This window comes from Streptomonospora halophila (assembly GCF_039542725.1).
Lineage (GTDB): Bacteria > Actinomycetota > Actinomycetes > Streptosporangiales > Streptosporangiaceae > Streptomonospora > Streptomonospora halophila.
In genome coordinates, this window is the sequence record NZ_BAABIK010000007.1 from 33,368 (window position 1) to 55,604 (window position 22,237).

The 22,237-nt window shown below is 76.3% G+C and carries 17 protein-coding genes; 15 read left to right on the forward strand and 2 right to left on the reverse strand.

All coding sequences use genetic code 11. The annotated features are described in order from the left end of the window. The first annotated feature begins 173 nt into the window (after window positions 1–173). The 14 genes from ABEA15_RS08045 to ABEA15_RS08110 all read left to right on the forward strand — a co-directional run bounded on the left by ABEA15_RS08045 (window position 174) and on the right by ABEA15_RS08110 (window position 19,932). Window positions 174–1,619, forward strand: coding sequence for an FAD-dependent oxidoreductase (locus tag ABEA15_RS08045; RefSeq protein WP_345556120.1), 1,446 nt, complete (start codon window positions 174–176; stop codon window positions 1,617–1,619). A gap of 102 nt (window positions 1,620–1,721) precedes the next feature. After that, entirely contained in the window at window positions 1,722–2,291 is a 570-nt protein-coding gene (locus ABEA15_RS08050) for a (2Fe-2S)-binding protein (RefSeq protein WP_344143065.1), read from the forward strand. Beyond that, window positions 2,288–3,307, forward strand: a complete 1,020-nt coding sequence (locus tag ABEA15_RS08055) for an FAD binding domain-containing protein (RefSeq protein WP_345556121.1) — start codon at window positions 2,288–2,290, stop codon at window positions 3,305–3,307. Before ABEA15_RS08050 ends, ABEA15_RS08055 begins: the two co-directional genes overlap by 4 nt. Next, entirely contained in the window at window positions 3,304–5,397 is a 2,094-nt protein-coding gene (locus tag ABEA15_RS08060; protein ID WP_345556122.1) for a xanthine dehydrogenase family protein molybdopterin-binding subunit, read from the forward strand. Before ABEA15_RS08055 ends, ABEA15_RS08060 begins: the two co-directional genes overlap by 4 nt. Before the next feature lie 323 nt (window positions 5,398–5,720). Next, window positions 5,721–8,282: a nitrite reductase large subunit NirB gene (gene nirB, locus ABEA15_RS08065; RefSeq protein ID WP_345556123.1), complete on the forward strand. Its 2,562-nt coding sequence runs from the start codon at window positions 5,721–5,723 to the stop codon at window positions 8,280–8,282. Between the two features lie 69 nt (window positions 8,283–8,351). Beyond that, window positions 8,352–8,729, forward strand: a complete 378-nt coding sequence (nirD, locus tag ABEA15_RS08070) for a nitrite reductase small subunit NirD (RefSeq protein WP_344143069.1) — start codon at window positions 8,352–8,354, stop codon at window positions 8,727–8,729. Then, the gene (locus ABEA15_RS08075; RefSeq protein WP_344143070.1) at window positions 8,726–9,931 is read left to right on the forward strand and encodes a uroporphyrinogen-III synthase; all 1,206 of its coding nucleotides are present in this window, start codon (window positions 8,726–8,728) and stop codon (window positions 9,929–9,931) included. The genes nirD and ABEA15_RS08075 overlap by 4 nt, the downstream gene beginning before the upstream one ends. Continuing rightward, entirely contained in the window at window positions 9,931–10,620 is a 690-nt protein-coding gene (locus ABEA15_RS08080) for a sirohydrochlorin chelatase (RefSeq protein ID WP_345556124.1), read from the forward strand. The genes ABEA15_RS08075 and ABEA15_RS08080 overlap by 1 nt, the downstream gene beginning before the upstream one ends. Window positions 10,621–11,047: 427 nt before the next feature. Beyond that, window positions 11,048–11,713 carry a septal ring lytic transglycosylase RlpA family protein gene (locus ABEA15_RS08085; RefSeq protein ID WP_345556125.1) on the forward strand — a complete coding sequence of 222 codons (666 nt, stop codon included), beginning with the start codon at window positions 11,048–11,050 and terminating at the stop codon, window positions 11,711–11,713. A gap of 172 nt (window positions 11,714–11,885) precedes the next feature. Then, window positions 11,886–15,503 carry a TM0106 family RecB-like putative nuclease gene (locus tag ABEA15_RS08090; protein WP_345556126.1) on the forward strand — a complete coding sequence of 1,206 codons (3,618 nt, stop codon included), beginning with the start codon at window positions 11,886–11,888 and terminating at the stop codon, window positions 15,501–15,503. Window positions 15,504–15,763: 260 nt separating this feature from the next. Next, window positions 15,764–16,078 (forward strand): hypothetical protein, encoded by a 315-nt coding sequence (locus ABEA15_RS08095; protein ID WP_344143076.1) that lies wholly within the window; start codon window positions 15,764–15,766, stop codon window positions 16,076–16,078. A gap of 89 nt (window positions 16,079–16,167) precedes the next feature. Then, the gene (locus ABEA15_RS08100; protein WP_345556127.1) at window positions 16,168–16,677 is read left to right on the forward strand and encodes a hypothetical protein; all 510 of its coding nucleotides are present in this window, start codon (window positions 16,168–16,170) and stop codon (window positions 16,675–16,677) included. A gap of 71 nt (window positions 16,678–16,748) precedes the next feature. Then, window positions 16,749–18,047: a site-specific integrase gene (locus tag ABEA15_RS08105; protein WP_425579372.1), complete on the forward strand. Its 1,299-nt coding sequence runs from the start codon at window positions 16,749–16,751 to the stop codon at window positions 18,045–18,047. 34 nt (window positions 18,048–18,081) lie between these two features. Continuing rightward, on the forward strand, window positions 18,082–19,932 hold the full coding sequence (locus ABEA15_RS08110; protein WP_345556128.1) for a hypothetical protein: 1,851 nt from the start codon (window positions 18,082–18,084) through the stop codon (window positions 19,930–19,932). A 308-nt stretch (window positions 19,933–20,240) separates the two neighbouring features. Here ABEA15_RS08110 and ABEA15_RS08115 read toward each other — a convergent pair whose 3' ends face one another. Then, complete coding sequence (locus ABEA15_RS08115) at window positions 20,241–20,747, reverse strand: hypothetical protein (protein WP_344143080.1); 507 nt, start codon at window positions 20,745–20,747, stop codon at window positions 20,241–20,243. 350 nt (window positions 20,748–21,097) lie between these two features. Between ABEA15_RS08115 and ABEA15_RS08120 the strand changes: the two genes are divergently transcribed. Further along, window positions 21,098–21,520 (forward strand): ankyrin repeat domain-containing protein, encoded by a 423-nt coding sequence (locus ABEA15_RS08120; protein ID WP_345556129.1) that lies wholly within the window; start codon window positions 21,098–21,100, stop codon window positions 21,518–21,520. Window positions 21,521–21,706: 186 nt separating this feature from the next. Here ABEA15_RS08120 and ABEA15_RS08125 read toward each other — a convergent pair whose 3' ends face one another. After that, entirely contained in the window at window positions 21,707–22,204 is a 498-nt protein-coding gene (locus tag ABEA15_RS08125; protein WP_345556130.1) for an NUDIX domain-containing protein, read from the reverse strand. Window positions 22,205–22,237 lie beyond the last annotated feature (33 nt).

A 22,237-nucleotide genomic window follows, 5' to 3' on the forward strand; every position in this document is an offset into this window, starting at 1 on the left:
GGTAGTGGGCAGGAGCCGGTGCCCGCCCGCGCGGCACCCTCCGAGCCGAGGCCCCAGAGGTAGTGGGCAGGAGCCGGTGCCCGCCCGCGCGGCACCCTCCGAGCCGAAACCCAGAGGAAGGGAGGCCGGTGCCCGCGCGGCGCACTCCGCGCCGCGGCCGGCACCGACACGCCATGGTCCAACACACCGCGCGCCGCATCGTGGTGATCGGCAACGGCATGGTCGGCGCCCGCTTCGCCGAGGAGGTCGCCCGGCGCGACCCCGCCGGCGAGCGCGTCGGCGTCACCGTCGTGGGCGCCGAGGACGAGGCGGCCTACAACCGCGTCCTGCTGCCCGGCGTCCTCGCCGGACGCTACGCGCCCGACGACATCCGCCTGCCCGCGCCCGCCGAGTCGGCCGCGGTGGCCGTGCGCACCGGAACCGCCGCCACCGCGATCGATCCCGCCCGGCGCCGGGTCACCCTGGACGACGGCACCGGCCTGGACTACGACGAGCTCGTGCTGGCCACCGGCGCCCGCGCCGCGTTCCCGCCCATCCCCGGCCTGGCCGCCGCCGACGGCGCACCCGAACCGGGCGTCACCGCCCTGCGCGACCTCGCCGACTGCCGCCGCCTGTCCGCTCTGGCGCGCCCGGGCGGGCCCGTCGTCGTGCTCGGCGGCGGCGTGCTCGGCCTGGAGGCCGCCCGCGCGCTGGCCGAGCGCGGCATGCGCGTCTCGCTCGTGGAGTCCTCGCCCTGGATCATGCGCCGCCAGATCGACCGGCCCGCCGCCCAGATCCTGGCCGAGCAGTACTCGCGGCTGGGAGTGGCCGTGCACTCCTGGCGGGTGGCGGCCCGCTGGCTGCCGGGCACCGGGCTGGAGCTCGACGACGGCCGCGTGCTGCCCGGCGACGCCCTCGTCGTCACCGCCGGGGTCAAGGCCAACACCGAGATCGCCGCCGGCGCCGGAATCGACGTCGAGCACGGCATCGTCGTCGACGACACCCTGGCCACCGCCGACCCCCGGGTGCACGCCGTCGGCGACTGCGCCCAGCACCCCGGCGGCGGCGCGGGACTCGTCCAGCCCGGCTGGGAGCAGGCCGCCGTGCTCGCCGACCGGCTCACCGGCACCCGCCCCGAGGCCCGCTACACCGGCGCGCGCCCCGTCACCCGCCTCAAGGCCGAAGGCATCGAGCTCACCAGCATGGGCGAGGCCGAGGCCGACGACACCGCAGAGACCGTCACCATCGCCGACGCCCACGGCGGCCGCTACGCCAAGCTCTCGGTGCGCCAAGAACGCATCGTCGGCGCCGTGCTGCTCGGCTTCGCCGACCCCGCCTCGGCCATCGCCCGGATGTACGACGACGGCGCCCCGGTGCCCGCCGACCGCCTCGCCCTGCTCACCGGCCGGCCCGCGCCCGAAACCGGGGAGACCGGCGCCGGGCCCGCAACCGACCCCCTCGTGTGCCGGTGCAACGCCGTCACCCGCGGCGGCCTGGAGACCGCCTGGCTCGACGGCGCCCGCACCCGCCCCGACATCGCCGCCGCCACCCGCGCCACCACCGGCTGCGGGGGCTGCACCCGCGACGTCGACGCCCTGCTCGCCGGCTGGAACGGCGCCAGCCCCGTTGCGGCCCCCTGACACCCGCGGCCCCGGGGCGGCCCGGCGCGCCGCGTGTTTACCCCGCTGCGCCGCGGTCAGCGGAGCGGGAAGCAGCGCCGCCGGGCGAACACCGAGGAGCCGATGCACACCGACATCACGCTGACAGTGGACGGGCACAGCCGCGCGCTGCGCGTCGACACCCGCACCACCCTGCTGGACGCGCTCCGCGAACACCTGCGCACCACCGCGCCCAAGAAGGGCTGCGACCACGGCCAGTGCGGGTCCTGCACGGTCCTGCTCGCCGGCAGGCGCGTGGTCAGCTGCCTGATCCTGGCGGCCGCGGCCGACGGCGCCGAGGTCACCACCGCCGCCGGGCTGGCCCCCGAGGGCCGCGAGCACCCGCTCCAGCGCGCGTTCGTCGACCACGACGGCCTGCAGTGCGGCTACTGCACCCCCGGCCAGATCTGCTCGGCCGCGGGCGTGCTGGAGGAGGCCGCCGCCGGCTGGCCCAGCGCCGCCACACCGCCCGGCGAACCGGCCGAAGGACAGGCGGTGCCGCTCACCGACGCCGAGATCCGCGAGCGCATGAGCGGCAACCTGTGCCGCTGCGGCGCCTACGCCGGCATCGTCGCCGCCGTCGGCGAGGCCGCACGGGCCGCCGAGGCCGCCGACCCGGCCGCGACCGAGGCGCAGAGCGGAGGAGCCCGGTGAAACCCTTCGACTACCGCCGCGCCACCGACCCCGCCGACGCCGCCGCCCTGGTCGCCGACACCCCCGGCGCGGCCTTCCTCGGCGGCGGCACCAACCTCGTCGACCGCATGAAGCTGGGCGTGGCCGCCCCCGACATGCTCGTCGACATCACCGGCCTGGGCCTGGACGAGGTCGAGCCCCTGCCCGACGGCGGGCTGCGCATCGGCGCCAACGTGCGCAACAGCGACGCCGCCGCCCACCCGCTCGTCCGCGCCCGCTATCCGGTGCTCAGCCAGGCGCTGCTGTCGGGCGCCTCGGGCCAACTGCGCAACACCGCCACCACCGGCGGCAACCTGCTGCAGCGCACCCGCTGCGTGTACTTCCAGGACACCTCCACGCCCTGCAACAAGCGCGAACCCGGCTCGGGCTGCTCGGCGCTGGAGGGCTACCAGCGCTACCACGCGATCTTCGGAGCCTCACCCGACTGCGTGGCCACCCACCCCTCCGACATGGCCGTCGCGCTCACCGCACTGGACGCCCGGGCGGTCGTGCGCGACGCGGCCGCCGAACGGCGCATCCCCGTCGCGCAGCTGCACCGGCTGCCCGGCGAAGCGCCCGAGCACGACACCGTGCTCTCCCGCGGCGACCTGATCACCGCCGTGGAGCTGCCCGCCATGCCCATGGCGGCCCGGGCCCGCTACCGCAAGATCCGCGACCGCGCCTCCTTCGCCTTCGCGCTGGTCTCGGTCGCCGCCGCGATCGAGAGGGCCGAGGACGGCACCGTCGCCGACGTGCGCATCGCGCTGGGCGGCGTCGCGCACAAACCCTGGCGGGCGCTGCTGGCCGAGGAGGCGCTGCGCGGCGCCGCCGCCACCGACGGCGCCTTCGCCGCCGCGGCCGCGGCCGAGCTCGCCGAGGCCCGGCCCCTGCCCGGCACCGCCTTCAAGGTCCCGCTGGTCCGCGCCGCCATCACCGCCACGCTGCGCGAGGCCGCCGGCGGGCCGCCCGGCCGCGTCCCCGGGAAGGAGGAGCCGTGACCACCACCGCCGGCACGGGCACCGCCGCCGTCGGAACCGGCCCGCCGCGCGCGGACGGCCCCCGCAAGGCCGCTGGAGCCGCCGCCTACGCCTACGAGTACCCCGTCGCCGACCCCGCCTACATCGCACCCGTGCAGGCCACGGTCGCGCGCGGACGCGTACTGGAGGTCGACGCCGCGGCGGCCGAAGCCGTCGACGGCGTGCTGGCGGTCCTCTCACACGCCAACGCGCCCCGCCTGGACACCGGCGCCGAGCTCAGCGGACTGCAGCACGCGGCCGAGCTGGCCGTGCTGCAGTCCGACGAGGTCGCCTACCGCGGCCAGGTCGTGGCCGCCGTGGCCGCCGAGACCTTCGAGGCCGCCCGGCAGGCCGCCGCGCTGGTGACCGTGTCCTACGAGCAGCTGCCGCACGACCTCGACCTCTCCGACCAGCGCGCCGACGCCTTCGCGCCCGAGGAGGACCACCGCCAGGGCGACACGGCCGCCGCCGCGCCCGCCGACGCCGTGGTCGAGCAGACCTACACCACCGCGATGCAGCACAACAACCCCATGGAGCCGCACGCCACCATCGCCCACTACGGCGGCGGCGCCCTGACCCTCTACGAGTCCACCCAGGGCGCCCACGAGGTCCGCCGCACCGTCGCCGCGCTGACCGGCCTGGATCCGGAGCGCGTCCACGTCGTCGCGCCCTATGTCGGGGGCGGGTTCGGCTCCAAGGGGCCGCTGCACGCCCCCACCGTCCTGGCCGTGCTGGCCGCCCTGAGCCTGCCCGGCCGCCCGGTCAAGCTGGCGCTCACCCGCCGCCAGATGTTCACCCTGGTCGGCTACCGCAGCCCCACGATCCAGCGGGTGCGGCTCAGCGCCGGAGCCGACGGGCGGCTCTCGGGCGTGGACGTGCTGGCCACGGTGCAGACCTCCCGCCTGGCCGACTTCATCGAGCAGGCCGCGCTGCCGGCCAAGTCGATGTACGCCGCACCCCACCGGCGCATGGGCCACCGCGCGGTCCGGCTGGACGCCCCCGTGCCCACCTGGATGCGCGCCCCCGGCGAGTGCCCGGGCATGTTCGGGCCCGAGGTGGCCATGGACGAGCTCGCCTGGCAGGTGGGCCTGGACCCCGTCGAGCTGCGGCTGCGCAACGAGCCCGACCGCGACCCGCACACGCACAAGCCCTTCTCCAGCCGCAACCTGGCCGCGTGCCTGCGCGACGGGGCCCGCCGCTTCGGCTGGGCCCACCGGGCGCCCGAGCCCGCCGCCCGCACCGAGGACGGGTGGCGCACGGGCATGGGCGTGGCCGCCTCCGTCTACCCGGTCGTGCCGCCGCCCTCGGGCTCGCGCGCCCGCGTCCGCTACGAGGGCGAGGGCCGCTACCGGGTCTGCCTGGGCGCCGCCGACATCGGCACCGGCGCCTGGACCGCGCTCGCGCAGGTCGCCGCCGACGCCCTGGAGGTGCCGCTGGAGGACGTGCGCCTGGACCTGGGCGACACCGCGCTGCCCGAGGCCTCGCTGGCCGGCGGCTCCACCGGGCTGATGTCCTGGGGCTCGACGATCCACGCCGCCGCCGGCGCCTTCCGCGCCCGCCACGGCACCGCGCCCCGCCCCGGCGACGAGGCCGAAGCCGACCTGCCCGACAACCCCGCCCGCGACGACTACGCCATGTACGCCTACGGAGCGCAGTTCGCCGAGGTGCGGGTGCACGCCGAGACCGGCGAGGTCCGCGTGCCCCGGCTGCTGGGCGTCTTCGCCGCCGGGCGCATCGTCAACGAGCGCACCGCGCGCTCGCAGTTCCTGGGCGGCATGACCATGGGGCTGTCGATGGCGCTGCACGAGGAGAGCGTCGTCGACCCGCGCTTCGGCCACCCCGTCAACGGCGACTTCGCCGAGTACCACATCGCCGCCAACGCCGACGTCCAGGACATCCGGGCCCACTGGATCGACGAGGACGACCCTCTCGTCAACCCGCTCGGCGCCAAGGGCATCGGCGAGATCGGCATCGTGGGCACCGCCGCGGCCGTGGCCAACGCCGCCTACCACGCCACCGGCGTGCGGGTCCGCCGGCTGCCGGTGCGCCTGGACGCCTTCCTGGACTCCTGAGCCGGAGTCCGCCGCCGGTGCGGCGCACGCGCGCCCCGCGCGGCCGGGCGCCGCCGCCCGAGCGGTCGCACCGGCCCGCCCCCGCCCCGACGCGCTCGGGCGCACCTCCGCGCGCTCCCGCGCGTTGCACGCCCGCGCACCCGGGGCCGCGAAACCCCCGGTCACGGCGTTCACCAGTGCGCCACCTGCGCTGACAGGGAAACGAAACACCCCCTTCACCGACGGCTGACGGTCGCGAAACACGCTCCGGGTTGCCTGAGGGGCACAGAGCAGCGGTCTACCGCGCTCGGCGCCCCGCCCACCAGCGAGGAGAAGAACCCGGCATGAGACAGCTCGTGGTCATCGGAAACGGCATGGTCGGACACCGCCTCGTCGAGGCCGTCCTCAGCCGCGAGGCCGGCACCTGCTGGCACATCACGGTCCTGGGCGAGGAGCCCCGGCCCGCCTACGACCGCGTCGCCCTGTCCTCCTACTTCGACGGCGCCGGCGAGGAGGAGCTGCGCCTGCCCGACCTCCGGCGCCACCCCGGCGTGGACCTGCTGCTGGGCGAGCCCGCCACCGCGATCGACCGCGCCGCCCGCACCGTGACCACCGCCGCCGGCCGGGTGCTGGGCTATGACGCGCTGGTGCTGGCCACCGGCTCGTCGGCGTTCGTGCCGCCGGTGCCCGGCCGCGACCTGCCCGGCTGCCACGTCTACCGCACCATCGAGGACCTGGAGCACATCACCGCCACCGCGCAGGCGGCGACCGGCCGCGGCGACGCCGCGGGCGTCGTCATCGGCGGCGGCCTGCTCGGCCTGGAGGCGGCCAACGCGCTGAAGCTGCTGGGCATGCAACCCCACGTGGTCGAGATGGCGCCGTGGCTGATGCCCCGCCAGGTCGACGAGGGCGGGGGAGCGGTCCTGGGCCGCCTCATCGCCGACACCGGCGTCGCCTGCCACACCGCCGCCGGGCTCACCGGCATCGAACCCGCACCGCACGGCGGCGGTCTGCGCGTGCTGCTGGGCGAACAGGGACCCGACCAGCGCAGCGTCGACGCCGGCATCGTCGTCTTCTCCGTGGGCGTGCGCCCCCGCGACGAGCTCGCCCGCGCCGCCGGCCTGGAGACCGGGCCCCGCGGCGGCGTCGCCGTCGACGCCGCCTGCCGTACCGGAGACCCCCGCATCTACGCCGTGGGCGAGTGCGCCAGCGCCCAGGGGACCGTCTACGGCCTGGTCGCCCCGGGCAACGCCATGGCCGAGGTCGCCGCCGAGAACATCGCCGGCGGCGCGGCCGCGTTCACCGGCGGCGACACCTCCACCAAGCTCAAGCTGCTGGGCGTGGACGTGGCCAGCTTCGGCGACGCCCAGGGCGACACCGACGGCGCCCTGGAGGTCGTGCTCAACGACGCGCCCGGCCGCCGCTACGCCAAGCTCGTGGTCTCCGACGACGCCACGACCCTGCTGGGCGGCGTCCTGGTCGGCGACGCCTCGGCCTATGCCGGGCTGCGCCCGCTGGTGGGCCGCGAGCTGCCCGGCGACCCCCTCGACCTCATCGCACCCGACCGCGGCGGCTCCGGCGGCGGCGTCGGCGTGGCCGCGCTGCCCGACGACGCCCAGGTCTGCTCCTGCAACGCCGTCACCAAGGGCGCGATCCGCACGGCCATCACCGAGGGCAGCACCGACATCCCCGCCCTCAAGGCCTGCACCCGGGCCGGCACCAGCTGCGGCTCCTGCGTGCCGATGCTGAAGAACCTGCTGGCCGACTCCGGCGTCGAGCAGTCCAGCGCCCTGTGCGAGCACTTCGACCACTCCCGCGCCGAGCTCGTCGAGATCGTCACCGCCACCGGCGTCGCCACCTTCTCCGAGCTCATCGCCCGCCACGGCACCGGCCGCGGCTGCGACGTCTGCAAGCCCGCCGTGGCCTCCATCCTCGCCTCGCTGGGCGGCGGACACATCCTGGAAGGCGAGCAGGCCGCGCTGCAGGACACCAACGACCACTTCCTGGCCAACATCCAGCGCAACGGCACCTACTCGGTGGTGCCGCGCGTGCCCGGCGGCGAGATCACCCCGGACCGGCTCATCGCCATCGGCGAGGTCGCCCGCGAGTTCGGCCTCTACACCAAGATCACCGGAGCCCAGCGCATCGACCTCCTCGGCGCCCGCGTCGAGCAGCTCCCCGCCGTGTGGGCCCGGCTGGTCGACGCCGGCTTCGAGTCCGGCCACGCCTACGGCAAGGCGCTGCGCACGGTGAAGTCGTGCGTGGGCAGCACCTGGTGCCGCTACGGGGTGCAGGACTCGGTGGGCATGGCGATCCGGCTGGAGCTGCGCTACCGGGGCCTGCGCTCGCCGCACAAGCTCAAGTCCGCGGTCTCGGGCTGCGCGCGCGAGTGCGCCGAGGCCCGCGGCAAGGACTTCGGCGTCATCGCCACCGAGCGCGGCTGGAACCTCTACGTCGGCGGCAACGGCGGGTTCACCCCCCGCCACGCCGAACTGCTGGCCGGCGACCTCGACGACGAGACGCTCATCCGCTACATCGACCGGTTCCTGATGTTCTACATCCGCACCGCCGACCGGCTGCAGCGCACCGCCGCCTGGATCGAAGGGCTCGACGGCGGCCTGGACCACCTGCGCGCGGTCGTGGTCGAGGACCGCCTGGGCATCGCCGCCGACCTTGAGCAGGCCATGGAGCGCCACACCGCCGGCTACGCCGACGAGTGGCGCGGGGTGCTGGAGGACCCGGAGAAGCTGGCCCGCTTCGTCTCCTTCGCCAACGCGCCGGAGGCCCCCGACCCCACCATCGCCTTCGGCGTCGAGCGCGACCAGCCGGTACCGGCCGGGCCCGTGCCGCTGGGGATGCCGAGCGTGCCGGCGGGCGCGGCCGCGCCCGCCGGAGCGCTCCGCTGAGCGCCGCGACGACCCGATCCGCCCCGGCGCCGCGGCGCCGGGCGAACGAGCCCACCTTCAGGAGCGACGATGAGCACACCCACCCTTCCCGCGAGCCCCGATCGGTTGTGGGTCGCCGCATGCGGCTCCGATAGGCTCATTCCCGAACGCGGCGTCGCCGTCCTGCTGCCCGACGGAGGGCAGGTCGCCGTCTTCCGCACGCACGACGACGTGCTCTACGCCGTGGGCAACATCGACCCCTTCAGCGGCGCCGCGGTGATGTCCCGCGGGATCGTCGGCGACCGGGCGGGCGAGCCCACCGTCGCCTCGCCCATGCTCAAGCAGGTGTTCTCCCTGCGCACCGGACGCTGCCTGGACGATCCCGGCGTGGGCCTGGCCACCTACGCCGTGGAGCCGCGCGACGGCGTGGTCCACGTCTGCACCCGACCGGACGAGGCATCCCCATGACATCCACGCCGCCGACCGCGCCCGCCGCACGCGAGGCGCCCGACGACCCCGCCGACGACCGCTCCTCCTCCGGCGCCGCCACCGTGGCGCCGCTGGCCGGGTTCACCGTCGCCGTCACCGCCGCCCGCCGCGCCGACGAGCTGGCCGCGCTGCTGCGCCGCAAGGGCGCCGAGGTGGTCAGCGCCCCGGCGCTGCGCATCGTGCCGCTCAGCGACGACCAGCGCCTGGCCACGGCATCGCGCGAGCTGATCCGCCGCCCCGCCGACGTGGTCGTGGCCACCACCGGGATCGGGTTCCGCGGCTGGGTGGAGGCCTGCGACACCTGGGGCGGCGCCGAGCGGCTGGTGCGGGCCATGGGCTCCGCCCGGGTGCTGGCGCGCGGCCCCAAGGCCAAGGGCGCCATCCGCGCCGCGGGGCTGCGCGAGGAGTGGTCCCCGCCCTCGGAGTCCTCGGCCGAGGTGCTGGACTACCTGCTGGAGTCGGGAGTGGAGGGGCTGCGCGTGGCCGTGCAGCTGCACGGCGAGCCGCTGCCCGACTTCTGCGCCGCGCTGCGCATGGCCGGCGCCGAGGTCGTGGAGGTGCCCGTCTACCGGTGGATGGAGCCCGAGGACACCGCGCCCCTGGACCGGCTGATCGAGGACGTGGCCGCGGGCGGGGTCGACGCCGTCACCTTCACCAGCGCTCCCGCGGCCGCCGCCCTGCTCGACCGCGCCCGCCGCCAGGGCCTCCACCGCCCGCTCGTCGAGCGGCTGCGCGGCGAGACCATGGCCGTGTGCGTGGGCCCGGTCACCGCCCGCCCCCTCATGGGCGAGGACGTGCCCACCGTGTGGCCCGCCCGCGCCCGCATCGGCGCCATGGTCAAGCGCCTGGCCGAGGAGCTGCCCGAACGCTTCCCCGCCCTGCCCGTGGCCGGGCACCGGCTGCGGCTGCGCGGGCACGCCGCGCTGGTCGACGGCGCCGTCTGCCCGGTCTCGCCCGCGCTGATGCGGGTGCTGCGCGAGCTCGCCCGCCGCCCCGGCCAGGTCCGCGACCGCGCCGACCTGCTGGCCTCGCTGGGCGGCGACGGCGACGCCCACGCGGTCGAGACCGCGGTCGCGCGGCTGCGCAGCGCGCTGGGCGACCCCAGGATCATCCAGACCGTGGTCAAGCGCGGCTACCGGCTCGCGCTGGACACGGGAGAGTGCGCGCTGCGAGGAGACTGATGGAGCCCGCCACCCTGCTACTGGCCGTCCACGGCACCCGCGACCCGCGCGGTGTCGACGAGGCCCGCCGGCTGGCCCGCCGCGTCGCCGAGCTGACCGGGGCGCCGGTGCGGCTCGGCTTCGCCGACGTGCTCGCGCCCGACGTGGGCCGGGTCGCCGCCGCGATCGCGGGGCCCGTCGTGGTGGTGCCCGCGTTCTTGGCCGCCGGCTACCACGTGCGCGTGGACATCCCCGCCCAGCTGGAGCGCGCCGGCCGCGGCGACGCGGTGCTCACCCCGGCGCTGGGCGCCGACGACCGGCTGCTGGACGCGGCCGTGCGCCGCCTGCGCGAGGCCGGGCGGCGCCGCGCCGACGCCGTGGTGCTGGCCGCGGCCGGCTCCTCCGACCCCGACGCGCGCGCCGAGATCGCCGACGCCGCGCGGCGGCTCGCGCGCCGGCTGGGGGCGCCGGTGGAGGAGGGCTACGTGCCCACCGCCGCGGCGGCGGTCGCCGAGGCGGTGCGCCGGCTGCGCGCCCGCGGCCACCGGCGGGTGGCGCTGGCCTCGTGGCTGCTGGCGCCGGGCCTGTTCCATCAGCGCCTGGCCGAGGCCGGCGCCGACGCCGTCGCCGAACCGCTGTGCCCCGACGCCGGTGTCGCCGCGGCCGTGGCCGCCCGCTACCGGCGGGCCGCCGTCCTCGCGGCGGCCTGACTGGGCGCGCTGGCGCGCCGCCCGCGTCTGCGGGCCGGCGGGGCCGCCACCGGCGGGGACGTTTGACCGCACCTCCGCCAGGGGGTAGACACTGGGAGCAGTCGTCCCGGGAACCAGTACAAACCAGACGAAGTGGATGAATGCGAACAGCTGTCGCATATCTCATAGAGACGGCAATCCACTCAAGGTATCTGATTTGGTGAGTAGTCCCACAAATCGTCACCCCCTGGACGCGTTACCGTCCCGTGATGAATAATCTCGAAGCGGCGCACCTCGAACCCGCCCGCGGGCCGCCGAACCCGCGCCGAGGCCACCGCCGACACCCCCTGACCTGGGTGGCTTCCGCCGCGCTCCCTCGCGACCGCACCGCACCCCCGCCGGTTGCCGGCGCGGCCGTCCGCAGTCCCCGTCCGAAGGGCATTCCGCCGTGGGCAACCATGCGCCCTCCCGCACCTCCTTGCGGGACCGCCTCAAAGAGAAACGCTCGATCGTCGTCATCAGCGCCACCGGCGCCGCGCTCATCGCAGCCGGAACCGCCGGCGCCGCCACCGTCGACCGCCTCGCCGCCGCGCCCCAGTCCGCCACCGGCAAGGCCGCCCTGCCCCCCGCCGAGACCGCCGACGACCGCCCCGCCCCCCAAGGCTCGCCCGGCCAGGACCACGACGAGGCCCAGCAGCAGCGCCAGCAGGCGCTGGAGGCCGCCACCCAGTCCTTCACCGGCACCACCACTCAGGAGCACAAGCCCGAGCCCGACCAGGACACCGGCGGAACCGGCGGCTCGGACCAGGCGGCCGACATGAGCCCCACCGGCGAGGGCGGCGCGTGCGAGGCCTCCATGTACAGCGAGCCCCAGCCCACCGCCAGCGGCGAGCAGTTCGACCCCAGCGCCATGACCGCCGCGCACAAGAGTCTGCCGATGGACACCATGGTCCGGGTCACCAACCCCGGCACCGGCGAATCGGTCACCGTGCGCATCAACGACCGCGGCCCCTACATCGCCGGACGCTGCCTGGACCTGTCCACCGCCTCCTTCGAGCAGATCGCCTCGCCCGACGCCGGCGTCGTCGACGTCCGATGGCAGGTCGTCAGCTGACCGCCGCGGCCTGAGCTCCCCGCAGCCCGCCGCCCCCCGCCCGCGCCCGCGCGCTCACGAGCACCCGCCCGAGCACGCCCCGCCGCGCGCAGCGCCCGCGCCCGCACCCACCCGCGTGGCAGAATGCGGCGAGACGCCGGTACAGGAGTGACGGCGGGGAAGGGAGAGGCGGGTGTTCCGCACCGAATCGGGCCAGGTCATCTCGCCCACCGACCTGGTCGACACCATGGAGTGCGAACACCGCAGCGCGCTGCGCATCGCCGCGGCCGAGGACGTCCCCGGCGCGCCCGCCCCCACCGACCTCGACCCGCTCGTCGCCCAGCAGGGGGCCGCACACGAGCAGGCCGAGCTCGACAGGCTGCGCGGCCTCTTCGGCGACGGCGTGGTCGCCATCGCCGACCCCGCCCCCACCGACGCCGCCCTGCGCGCCGCCGCCGAAGCCACCGCCGAGGCGATGCGCGCCGGCGCCCCCGTCGTCTACCAGGCCTGCTTCTACGACCCCGTCACACCCGGCGTCGCCTTCCACGGCCGCGCCGACTTCCTCATCTCCACCGCCGTGGACCCCGCCACCGGCGCCGCGCGCCCCGGCGCCCCGGTGCGCTACGAACCCTGGGACACCAAGCTCGCCCGCCGCCCCGGCCCCTCGGCGATCCTCCAGCTCACCGCCTACGCCGCCGCCCTGGAACGCACCGAGACCGGCCGCGGCGAGCACATGCACCTGATCACCGGCGACCGCGGCGTGCACACCCACCGGGTCGCCGAGTTCCTGCCCGTTCTCGACGGCGTCCGCCGGCGCCTCCTGCAGGCCCTGGGCGAGCCGCCCGCCCTGCCCGACCCCCTCTGGGCGCCGCCCCGTCCCGCATGCGACGGCTGCGGCTACAGCGCCCTGTGCGCCGAAGGCCGCGCCGCCGCCCGCCACCTCTCCCTGGTCGCCGGACTCCGCACCGACCAGGCCCGCCGCCTCGACGACTGCGGGATCTCCACCATCGACGCCCTCGCCGCGGCGAGCGAGGACGACCGCCCGCCCGCCATGCCCCGCCACTCCTTCACCCGGCTGCGCGAGCAGGCGGCCCTGCAGGTGCGCCAGGACGCCACCCGCACCGCCGAGGACCCCCAGGGCACCGTCATCGCCGAGGTCCACTCGCCCGAAGGCCTGGCCGCCCTGCCCCCGCCCAGCCCCGGCGACGTCTTCTTCGACATGGAGGGCTACCCCTACTACGACGGCGCCGACGGCCGGGGCCTGGAGTACCTCTTCGGCGCCGTCACCCCCGCCGCCGACGGCGCGGGCACCGAGGAGTTCCACGCCTTCTGGGCCCACGACCGCGCCCAGGAGAAGCGCGCCTTCGCGGACTTCGTCGACTTCGTGTGCGAACGCATCGACGCCGACCCCGGCGCCCACGTCTACCACTACGCCTCCTACGAGGCCGACCGGCTCAAACTCCTGGCCGCCGCCTTCGGCACCCGCGAGGCCGAGGTCGACGAGCTGCTGCGCCACCGCCGCCTCGTCGACCTCTACACCGCCGTGAAGAAGAGCCTGCGCGTCTCCCAGCGCTCCTACTCCATCAAGTACCTCGAACCCCTCTACCTGCCGCAGAGCCGCGGCGGCGAGGTCACCACCGCCGCCTCCAGCATCGACGCCTACGCCGACTACCTCGCCGCCGCCGAGGCCGGCGAGACCGAGCGCGCCGACAAGATCGTGCGCGCCATCGCCGACTACAACCGCGACGACTGCGTCTCCACCGCGCGCCTGCGCGACTGGCTGGAGGACCTGCGCACCCGCAACGGCATCACCGCCCGCCCCGCCGGCCAGAGCGAGCTCGCCGCCGAGGACGCGGACGAGCGCGCCGCCGAGCGGCGCCGCCGCCGCGAGGAGCAGGAGGCCCGGCTGCGCGCCCTGACCGACCCCCTGCTGGAGGGCGTCGCCGACGACCCCGCCGCCCGCACCCCCGACCAGCACGCCCGCGCACTGCTGGCCTCCCTGGCCGGCTACTACCGCCGCGAGGAGAACCCCTCGTGGTGGGACTACTTCCGCCGCGTCTCGGCCCCCATCGAGGAGCTGGAGGCCGACAACGAGTGCCTGGTGCCGCTGCGCGCCCGCATGGGGGAGTGGCAGGAGCCCACCGGACGCCAGAAGCTGGCCCGCCGCGAGGTCGAGCTGCGCGCCGACCCCGCCCGCCCCCACCCCTTCACCGCGGGCGACTCCGTCCGGCTGCTGTACACCGGGGCACCCGGCCAAGAGGCCGACACCGTCAGCGCCGCCGTCGAGACCGCCTCACCCGAGCGCCTCACCCTCGTCGAGACCTCCGCACCCGGCGAGACCTACGCCCGCGCCCCCGCGGCCGTGCTGCCCGGCGCGCCCGTGCGGTCGGCACCCAAGGACGACGCCCTGTGGTCCCTGGCCGCCGAAGCGGTTGAGGCGCTACCCGAGCTGCCTCCGCGCGCCGGCCTGGACGTCCTGCGCCGCCGCCCGCCGCGCACCCGCGACGGCGCGGGCCTGCCCGACCCCGCCGAGCACGGCGGCGACCTGGTCGCCTCGGTCATCGCCGCCGTCGACCGGCTCGACTCCTCCTACCTCGCCGTGCAGGGCCCGCCCGGCGCCGGCAAGACCTACCTGGCCGCCCGCCTGATCACCCACCTCGTGGCCTCCGGCCGCACCGTCGGCGTGTGCTCCACCAGCCACAAGGCCGTGGAGAACGTCCTGGCCGCCGCCGCACACGCCGCCCGCACCGCCACCGCCCCGGGCGGCGACCCGGCGCGCCCCCCGCTGCCGATCGCCAAACGCCCGCCCTCCGGCAAGGCCGACCCCGAGGCGCCCTGGGACCAGCCCAAGAGCCCCAAGGACTTGGCCGCCTGGCGCGCCGGACACACCGGCGGCCACCTCGTCGGCGGCACCGCCTGGAACCTCGCCAACCAGGCGATGCGCGCCGACCCGCTCGACGTGCTCATCATCGACGAGGCCGGCCAGTTCGCCCTCGCCGACACCCTCGCCGTCTCCACCGCCGCACGCGACCTCGTCCTGCTCGGCGACCCCCAGCAACTGCCCCAGGTCGTCCAGGGCGCCCACGGCGAGGGCGCCGCGGCCTCGGCCCTGGAGCACCTGGTCGGCGGCGCCGAGATCATCGGCCCCGACCTCGGCTACTTCCTGGACCAGACCCGCCGCATGCACCCCGCCGTGTGCGCCCCCGTCTCCCAGCTGTCCTACCGCGGCCTGCTGCGCGCCCACCCCAGCGCCGCCGAACGCGCGATGGCCGGCGTCGACGCCGGCCTCTACCGCTGCGAGACCGAGCACACCGGCCGCACCACCCACAGCCCCGAGGAGGTCGAGGCCGTGGTGGCCATCGCAGCCGACCTGGTCGGGCGCACCTTCCACGAACCCGGCGCGGTGGCCGACCGCGAGATCACCGGCGAGGACGTCCTGGTCGTCGCACCGTTCAACCTCCAGGTCCGCGCCCTGCGCCAGGCCTTGGACGCCGCCGGGCTCGCGGGCGTGCGCGTGGGCACCGTCGACCGCTTCCAGGGCCAGGAGGCACCCGCGGTCATCTGCTCCATGACCGTCTCCAGCGCCGCCGACGCCGCCCGCGGACTCGACTTCGTACTCTCCCGCAACCGCCTCAACGTCGCCCTCTCCCGCGCCCAGACCGTGGCCGCGCTGGTCTACTCGCCGCAGCTGGCCGCCTCGGCACCGCGCTCGGTCGCCGAACTGCGCGTACTCGCCGGCTTCGCCGGCCTGCGCGAGGCCGCGGCACCCCGCCGCCACCCCGCTGCCTCCACCGCCGCCAGCGGAGGCTGACGCGGGCCCGCGGGCGGTCCCGGCTTGATCATCAGGCGCAGGCCGAGTTGGATGTCCCCTATGGCAGAGACCCGGCCCGAAGCGCCCCGGCGATACCGGAGAATCGTCTCCAGGACGCCGCGACCGACCCTCGCGCCCGCTCCGCTCCGCCGCGGCCGCCCCGCGGCCCACGGCCCGACCGGCACCGCGCCGGCGTGCCCCGACACCCGCACACTCCGCGCCGCCCCCGGCGGCCGCATCGTTGGGAGAAGGTTCCCCCGTTGACGCCTGCAGAGAACGGAGACCGGCAGATCCGCAACACCCGCCACCCTCTGGGAGTCCGGATCACCGCGGGCGTGCTTGGCGCCGCCTGCCTGGTACTGGGCCCGATCGGCTACCTGCGCGCCATCGCGGCGGGCGAGGGGTCCGCGGCCGAGTGGTACACCCTGAGCTTCAGCGCGTCGGTGGGACTGCCGCTGCTGGCCGCCGCGATCACCACGGTCGCCGGCGACCGCCGCGCGGCGCTGTGGTCGCTGGCCCTGCTGGGCTGGCCGCTGGTCTACGTGACCGCCGTCCACGTGCTGCTCGCGACCTGAACCGGACATCGCAGCGGCCCGAGGACGCTACGTTGGGGCCGGGGCGCCCGCCCCGGGCCCGCCCGCGACCGACGCGACGAGAGGCACCCGTGTCGCCTAAGAAGAGATCCAAGAAGCCCGGCCGCTCCGCCGGCGGCGCACGGCCGCCCACCGGCACCGCAGGCGCCGCGCCCACCCGAACCGCCCCGGAGCAGGAGAGGAAGGACGCCGCCGCCTCCGGCGTCAGCCGCACCCCGGTCGTGCTCGACGACCGCCGCCGCTGGCCGGTGGCGGTGTGGGCCGCCCTCACCGCGGTGTGGACCCTGGGGTCGCTGCTGTTCTTCGTGCTCTTCCTGGCCGAGGGCTTCGCCATGCTCGGCGAGACGGACGACGGCGCCGCCTCCGCGGGCATGCGCACCGCCGCCTGGTACCTGCTGGGACTGGTCGTGTGCGCCCTGGTCGCCCCCCTGGCCGGAGCCGTGTGGGCGGCGCTGCTGCGCCGCCGGATCGCGGCGATCCTGTTCACCGTCGCCCTGCTGCTCTCCGGGGGCGCCCTGTTCTCCCTGGACACCCCGGCGGGCATCGCCGAGGCGATCGGCAACGGCATCGCCTCGGGCTGAGGTGCCGCGCAGGCACTCCGCACGCGCCGCGCCGCGCCCCCGCGCGCACACGCCCGGCACCATGGGCCATCATGGCCTGCGTGGCCAACGACGACACCCCCCGCATCCGCGACAGCGCACACGGCGACCCCGAGCCCGGCACCGCCCCCGACACCGGTGCCGACGGCGTCGCCGAGATCGTCCCGGCCGAGGTGCGCGAGCACCTGGTGCGCGGCACCCGCAGCGTCCTGGTCGACGAAGGCGCCCTGGACGCGGTCCGCCGCCGCTTCGACGACGAGCAGGCCGGCGCCCTGGGCCGCTACCTCGCCTCGGCCCAGTCGGCCAACACCCTGCGCGCCTACCGCTCCGACTGGATCGCCTTCACCGCCTGGTGCCTGGCCGAGGGGCGACGGTCCCTGCCCGCCGACCCCGTCGACGTGGCCGTCTACCTCGCCGCGGCCGCCGACACCGTCCGCCCCGACGACCCCGGCCGCTGGGCCCTGGCCCCCTCCACGCTGGAGCGCAAGGCCGCCGCGATCGCCGCCGTCCACGGCGCCCAGGGCCTGGCCGCACCCACCCGCACCGAGGTCGTACGCATGACCCTGCGCGGGATCCGGCGGCGCCGCCGCGCGGCGCCGCGCCGCAAGCGCCCGCTTCTGCTGCCCATGCTGGAGACGCTGCTGGCCGAGCTTCCCGAGGCCGACGACCCCGTCGGCGGCATCGCCCGGCGCCGCGACGCCCTGCTGCTGCTGGCCGGATTCGCCGGGGCCCTGCGCCGCAGCGAGCTGGCAGCCCTGGCCTTCGACGACGTCGCTCTCGACGCCGACCACCGCAGCGGCGACCCCATGATCGTCGTCCGCCTCGGCGCCACCAAGACCGACCAGGCCGCCCGCACCGAGCAGCAGATCGCCCTGCCCCGCGGGCGCCGCCCCCGCACCTGCCCCGTGTGCGCCTTCGCCGACTGGGCCGACCTGCTCGAAGCCCGCCGCGACGGCGGCGCCGAAGCCGTGGCCGAACACCTCGCCCGCACGCCTGCAACCCGGCCCGGGGCCCACCGCTGCCACACCTACACCGGCACCGACCTGGCCGACGGCACCGGCCGCCCCCTGTTCCCGCCCGTGGACCGCCACGGCCGCATCGGCGACCGGGCCGTCTCCGGGCGCGCGGTGGCCGACCTCGTCAAGCGCTACACCCGCCGCGCCGGCCTGGACGCCGACGCGTTCTCCGGCCACTCGCTGCGCGCCGGCTTCGCCACCCAGGCGGCGATGGGCGGCGCCAGCGACCGCGAGATCATGCGCCAGGGGCGCTGGAGCAACCCGCGCACCGTCCACGGCTACATCCGCACCGCGAGTCCGCTTGAGGACAATGCGGTGACCCGTTTGGGCCTGTGATCAACCCGAGCCCGAAATATGTCAAGATGCGTGCGTGATCGATGAGTTTCGTGCGGCCTTCCAGGAGCTGATCGACGCCTCGGTCTCGACCGACCCCGGGCGCTTTCCTCCGGCCGTGCACACGGTGCACCAGCTGGCCGCAGAAGTGCCGCCAAGCGAGCGCGAGCTGGCGCTGGAGGCGCTGGGCCCCTTCCTCGGAGGAGGCCACACCGCCCCCGGCGTCGCCGCCGACCTGTCCCTGATCGCCGGAGCCCTGGTCGAGATGGGCGCCGACCCCGGGCCGGCGGGGGCCGAGGTCGTGCGCCTGCTGCGCAGCATCGGCCAGGGCGCGGCCGTCTTCCTGCACGCCTGGGAGCAGACCGGCGGCGGATTGGCCCCCGAGCCCGACGAGATCACCGCCGCCGCCGAGGAGCGCGTCGCCGCGCGTCTGGGCGAGAGCGCTCCCACCGCTACGGTCTGCTGGTGGACCATCCGCCGCTACGGACTGGCCGCCCGGACGATGCTCACCACGGCCGGCGTCCGCAGCGCCGTGCGGGCCGACTCCGAACTGCGCGCCGAACTCGTCGCCATCTCCAACCAGCTCAGCGGCGTGCTCCCCGAGTTCGGCGAGATCCGCGCCCTGCTGCGCATGGCCGAGGCCACCTCCGCCGTGGTGCTGGACCGCTCCTCGGGGCGCGCCTTCCGCGTGCTCTTCGACGGCATCGGCGACAACTTCCAGCTGCACACCCTGCTCGCCGACGCGCTCATCGGCCCCGAGGGGCGCGGCCTGCCCGGACGCCGCCCCGACCCCCGCTGGACCGCCGCCTTCCGCGACGGCCGGCCCGACCCCCAGGCCCGCGTGGTCCAGGGGTGGTGGAACCTCGTGGCCCTGGACGGCTCGTGGGTCTGGAACGAGGGCGTGCCCGCCGACATCCCCACCGTGGACGGCGAGCACGTGCTGGTGCTGGAGGAGCAGCCCTACCCCCGCTCGTGGAACGCCGGGCGCCGCCACCCCGTGGTGAACGGCTGGCTGGAGGTCGAGGAGGAGGTCTCCGCCGAGGAGGCCCAGGCGTGGTGGAGCCGCGCGGCGCCCGCACCCGCCTCCACGCGCCCCCACATCGGCCCGGAGCCGGAGGGGGAGCCGGGGACCCTCGACACGGCGGTACCCGCCCGCGGAGGCGGTACGGCCGCCGAGGAGCGCGCACCCGCCGCCCGCCCCCAGGAGTCCGCGGGCCCGCCCTACGGCGGCCCCGCGGCCGCGCCCGAGCCGGCGGCCCCGGCAGCCGGCGTCGGGGCCGCCGATGCCGCCGACGCCTTCGGCATCGCAGCGGCGGTGGGGGAGGAGCATCCCGAATCGGCACCGGACCCCGCCGCACGGCCCTCCGGCGACGCCGCCGAGACCGGCCGGGCCTTTGCGGTGCAGGCGCCCCCGGACCCCGACTCGCTCGGGGCCGCCCGCGAGCGGCTTCCGGAGGGCGTCTCCAAGGGCTTCGCCCCGATCCCCGGCGGCTCCGCGAACGGCTCGAACCCGCCCGCCCCCGAGTCCCTCGCGCCGCGGCCCGCCGCAGCAGCGCCGCCTTTCGGGTCCGACAAGCCCGCCGAAAGCGAGCGGCCCGCCGACCGCCCCGAGGAGGACCCCGGCGACGAGGCCCCCGCACCGCCGCTCGGGGAGCCCGCGACGGAACCGCAGCCCGCGGCGCCCGCGGCCGCCGCCGGCGAGGACGGCACCAATCAGCCTGCCGCCGCCGATGACCCCTCCGACGAGGAGGCGACCGACGGTGCGGATGAGGACGGCGCGTCCGCGGCGGGGGAGCCGGGCCCGAGGCGCGAGGCCGCCGCGCCCCCGCTGCCCCCGCTTCCTCCGGGCGTCTCCGACAGCTCCGGCTGGGGCCCGCGCTGGCTCTGACCCGGGTGGCCGGGCCCGAGGGGGAGACGCGCGAGGGGCAGGCCCGCAGCGGGGGTGCGGGCGTCTACCGGGAGCAGGCGCTTCGGCGGGCCGACAGTCGGCTCAAGTAAATCTACATCGTAAAGGCGATGGTTCGCGGTTCCCGGCCGTTGCGATCCGCGGCCGGTAGGGGAGCGGAGCCGCTGCGACTCCGGCGCACCGCCCGGCGGCCTCCGCGGCGGCGAGAGCGCGCACGAGTGCGGACGGACCGGCGGTCGGCGCAGCGGTCCGCTCTGCCGGGAACGGGGAACCGGCAGCGCGCGCCGCGCTCAGGCCCGGGCGGTACGGCGGTGTGCGGCGCCGGTCTGTTGCTCCTCGTAGTCCTCGTCGTAGAGGCCGTCGAAGTACTCGTCCTCTGTCACGCCCTGCTCGCGCTCCTTGCCCGCCCAGCGGGAGGGGGCCAGCATCGGGACGAACAGCGCCAGGCCCAGGGGCAGGTAGGCCCCGATCGACAGCAGCGTCACCGCACCCTCCACGCCGGGCAGGGCGGGCACCCGCTCCACCAGCGCGGGGCGCAGGACCTGCACGGCCGTGAACCCGATCAGCGCCAGCCCCGCGATACCGGGCAGCAGCGGCGTCAGCCGCGGCGGCACCAGGACCAGCGCCACCAGCAGCCCCACGACCGTCGCGGCTCCCAGCGCGACGGCTCCGTCGACGGTGGCGAGCGAGTGGCCCGTCTCCTCCAGGCCGACGAAGCGCGGCAGCGTCCACCCGGTACCGAGCATGAGCACCGGCGCGAGCGCCAGGCCGACGATGAATCCCACGAAATGTCGCACGAGTCTTCTCCTCAGCTGTATAGGGGCGGCGGGCGGCGGTTCGGCGCCGCTCCGCCGGCCTCCGGCGGTCGGCCGGCGCGTTCGTGCGCGGCTGACCGCGCGGTCCGGCACCGCCCGACGCGACTCCACGGGGAGTACGGGGAGTTGGGCATGCACCATAGCGACATTTGCCGCCAAATGGGCATAGTCCGCACGCCCCGTGGCGATCCAAAGGGTCATCACGCAATCCCGCAGGGTGGCACAACGCAGTTGGGGGCGACCGGAACCACCCGGAATCGGCCTGTGAAAACCGGGCAAACTCACTCTGCGTCACCTCGCCCGACCGCGCACCGCGCGCCTAGGCTGGGTCCGTGAGCAACACAGAACCCGCAGGCGGCTCTGAGCCCGAGCCCGACCCCGAGGTCGTCGAACTGGCCAGCCGCGTCTTCGACCTCGCCCGCCGCGGTGAGACCGACCTTCTCGCGGCCTACCTCGACGCCGGACTCCCGGTGAACCTCACCAATGACAAGGGCGACACCCTCGTCATGCTCGCCGCCTACCACGGCCACGCCCGCACCACCGCCCTGCTGTGCGACCACGGCGCCGACCCCGACCGGCTCAACGACCGCGGCCAGTCGCCGCTGGCCGGGGCGGTCTTCAAGGGCGAGGACGAGGTGGTCGACGTGCTCGTCGACCACGGCGCCGACCCGGGGGCCGGCACCCCCTCGGCCCGCGATGCCGCCCGCATGTTTGAGAAGGAGCACTACCTGCGGCGGTTCGCCGACCGGCCGTGACCCGGTCGGCGGGCGCGGGGGAGTGCGGGGCCAGGGCCCAGCGGCGGATTTCCGGGAGCGCCGCGGCGCGGGGGAGCGGCGGCCGGACCGAGCGCGTCCATCGCCGCCGACATGTCGCGCAAAATGAATCTACGCTGTAAAGGCGGTCGTGGATTTCACTCCACCGCTCTACCAGGCAGCCAACCCTCAGCCGCTCTCCAGAACCCGCCGACCGTGCTCCATATACAGCGTGGACCCGCGCATGAGGGCCTCCGCGGCGGCGGTGACGCGCCGGCGCGTCACCTCGCCCAGCAGCTCCGCCGACTCCTCGGGCGCGGCCAGCATCGCGTCGCTCAGCTCGTCGGGGGGCAGACGCACCCGCGCGAGGTCCGCCTCCTCCAGCGCACCCGAGAAGACGAAGACCGTCGCCGGCCGCCGGTCGGGATGCAGCTCGGGCGGCAGCCAGTCAACGCAGACGAGCCGGTCCAGCACCGGCACGAACCCCAGCTCCTCGCCGCACTCGCGCCGGCAGGCCGCCAGCGGCGACTCGCCCTCCTCGATGACGCCGCCGGGCAGCGACCAGCCCGGCTTGTAGGTGGGCTTGACCAGCAGCAGCCGCCCGTCGGCGGTGCTCAGCAGCGCGGCGGCCGCCCCCCGGCTGCGGGGCAGGCCCTCGAAGAACGCGTACTCGGAGTCGGCGACCACGCCGCCAGACTACGGACCGGCCCGGCAGATCCC

What these genes read in the sequence shown, in the direction of transcription:
- ABEA15_RS08045 (WP_345556120.1), top strand. Translation starts at nt 174, where the DNA reads ATGGTCCAACACACCGCGCGCCGCATCGTGGTGATCGGCAACGGCATG.
- ABEA15_RS08050 (WP_344143065.1), top strand. Translation starts at nt 1,722, where the DNA reads ATGCACACCGACATCACGCTGACAGTGGACGGGCACAGCCGCGCGCTG.
- nirB (WP_345556123.1), top strand. Translation starts at nt 5,721, where the DNA reads ATGAGACAGCTCGTGGTCATCGGAAACGGCATGGTCGGACACCGCCTC.
- nirD (WP_344143069.1), top strand. Translation starts at nt 8,352, where the DNA reads ATGAGCACACCCACCCTTCCCGCGAGCCCCGATCGGTTGTGGGTCGCC.
- ABEA15_RS08075 (WP_344143070.1), top strand. Translation starts at nt 8,726, where the DNA reads ATGACATCCACGCCGCCGACCGCGCCCGCCGCACGCGAGGCGCCCGAC.
- ABEA15_RS08080 (WP_345556124.1), top strand. Translation starts at nt 9,931, where the DNA reads ATGGAGCCCGCCACCCTGCTACTGGCCGTCCACGGCACCCGCGACCCG.
- ABEA15_RS08105 (WP_425579372.1), top strand. Translation starts at nt 16,749, where the DNA reads ATGGCCTGCGTGGCCAACGACGACACCCCCCGCATCCGCGACAGCGCA.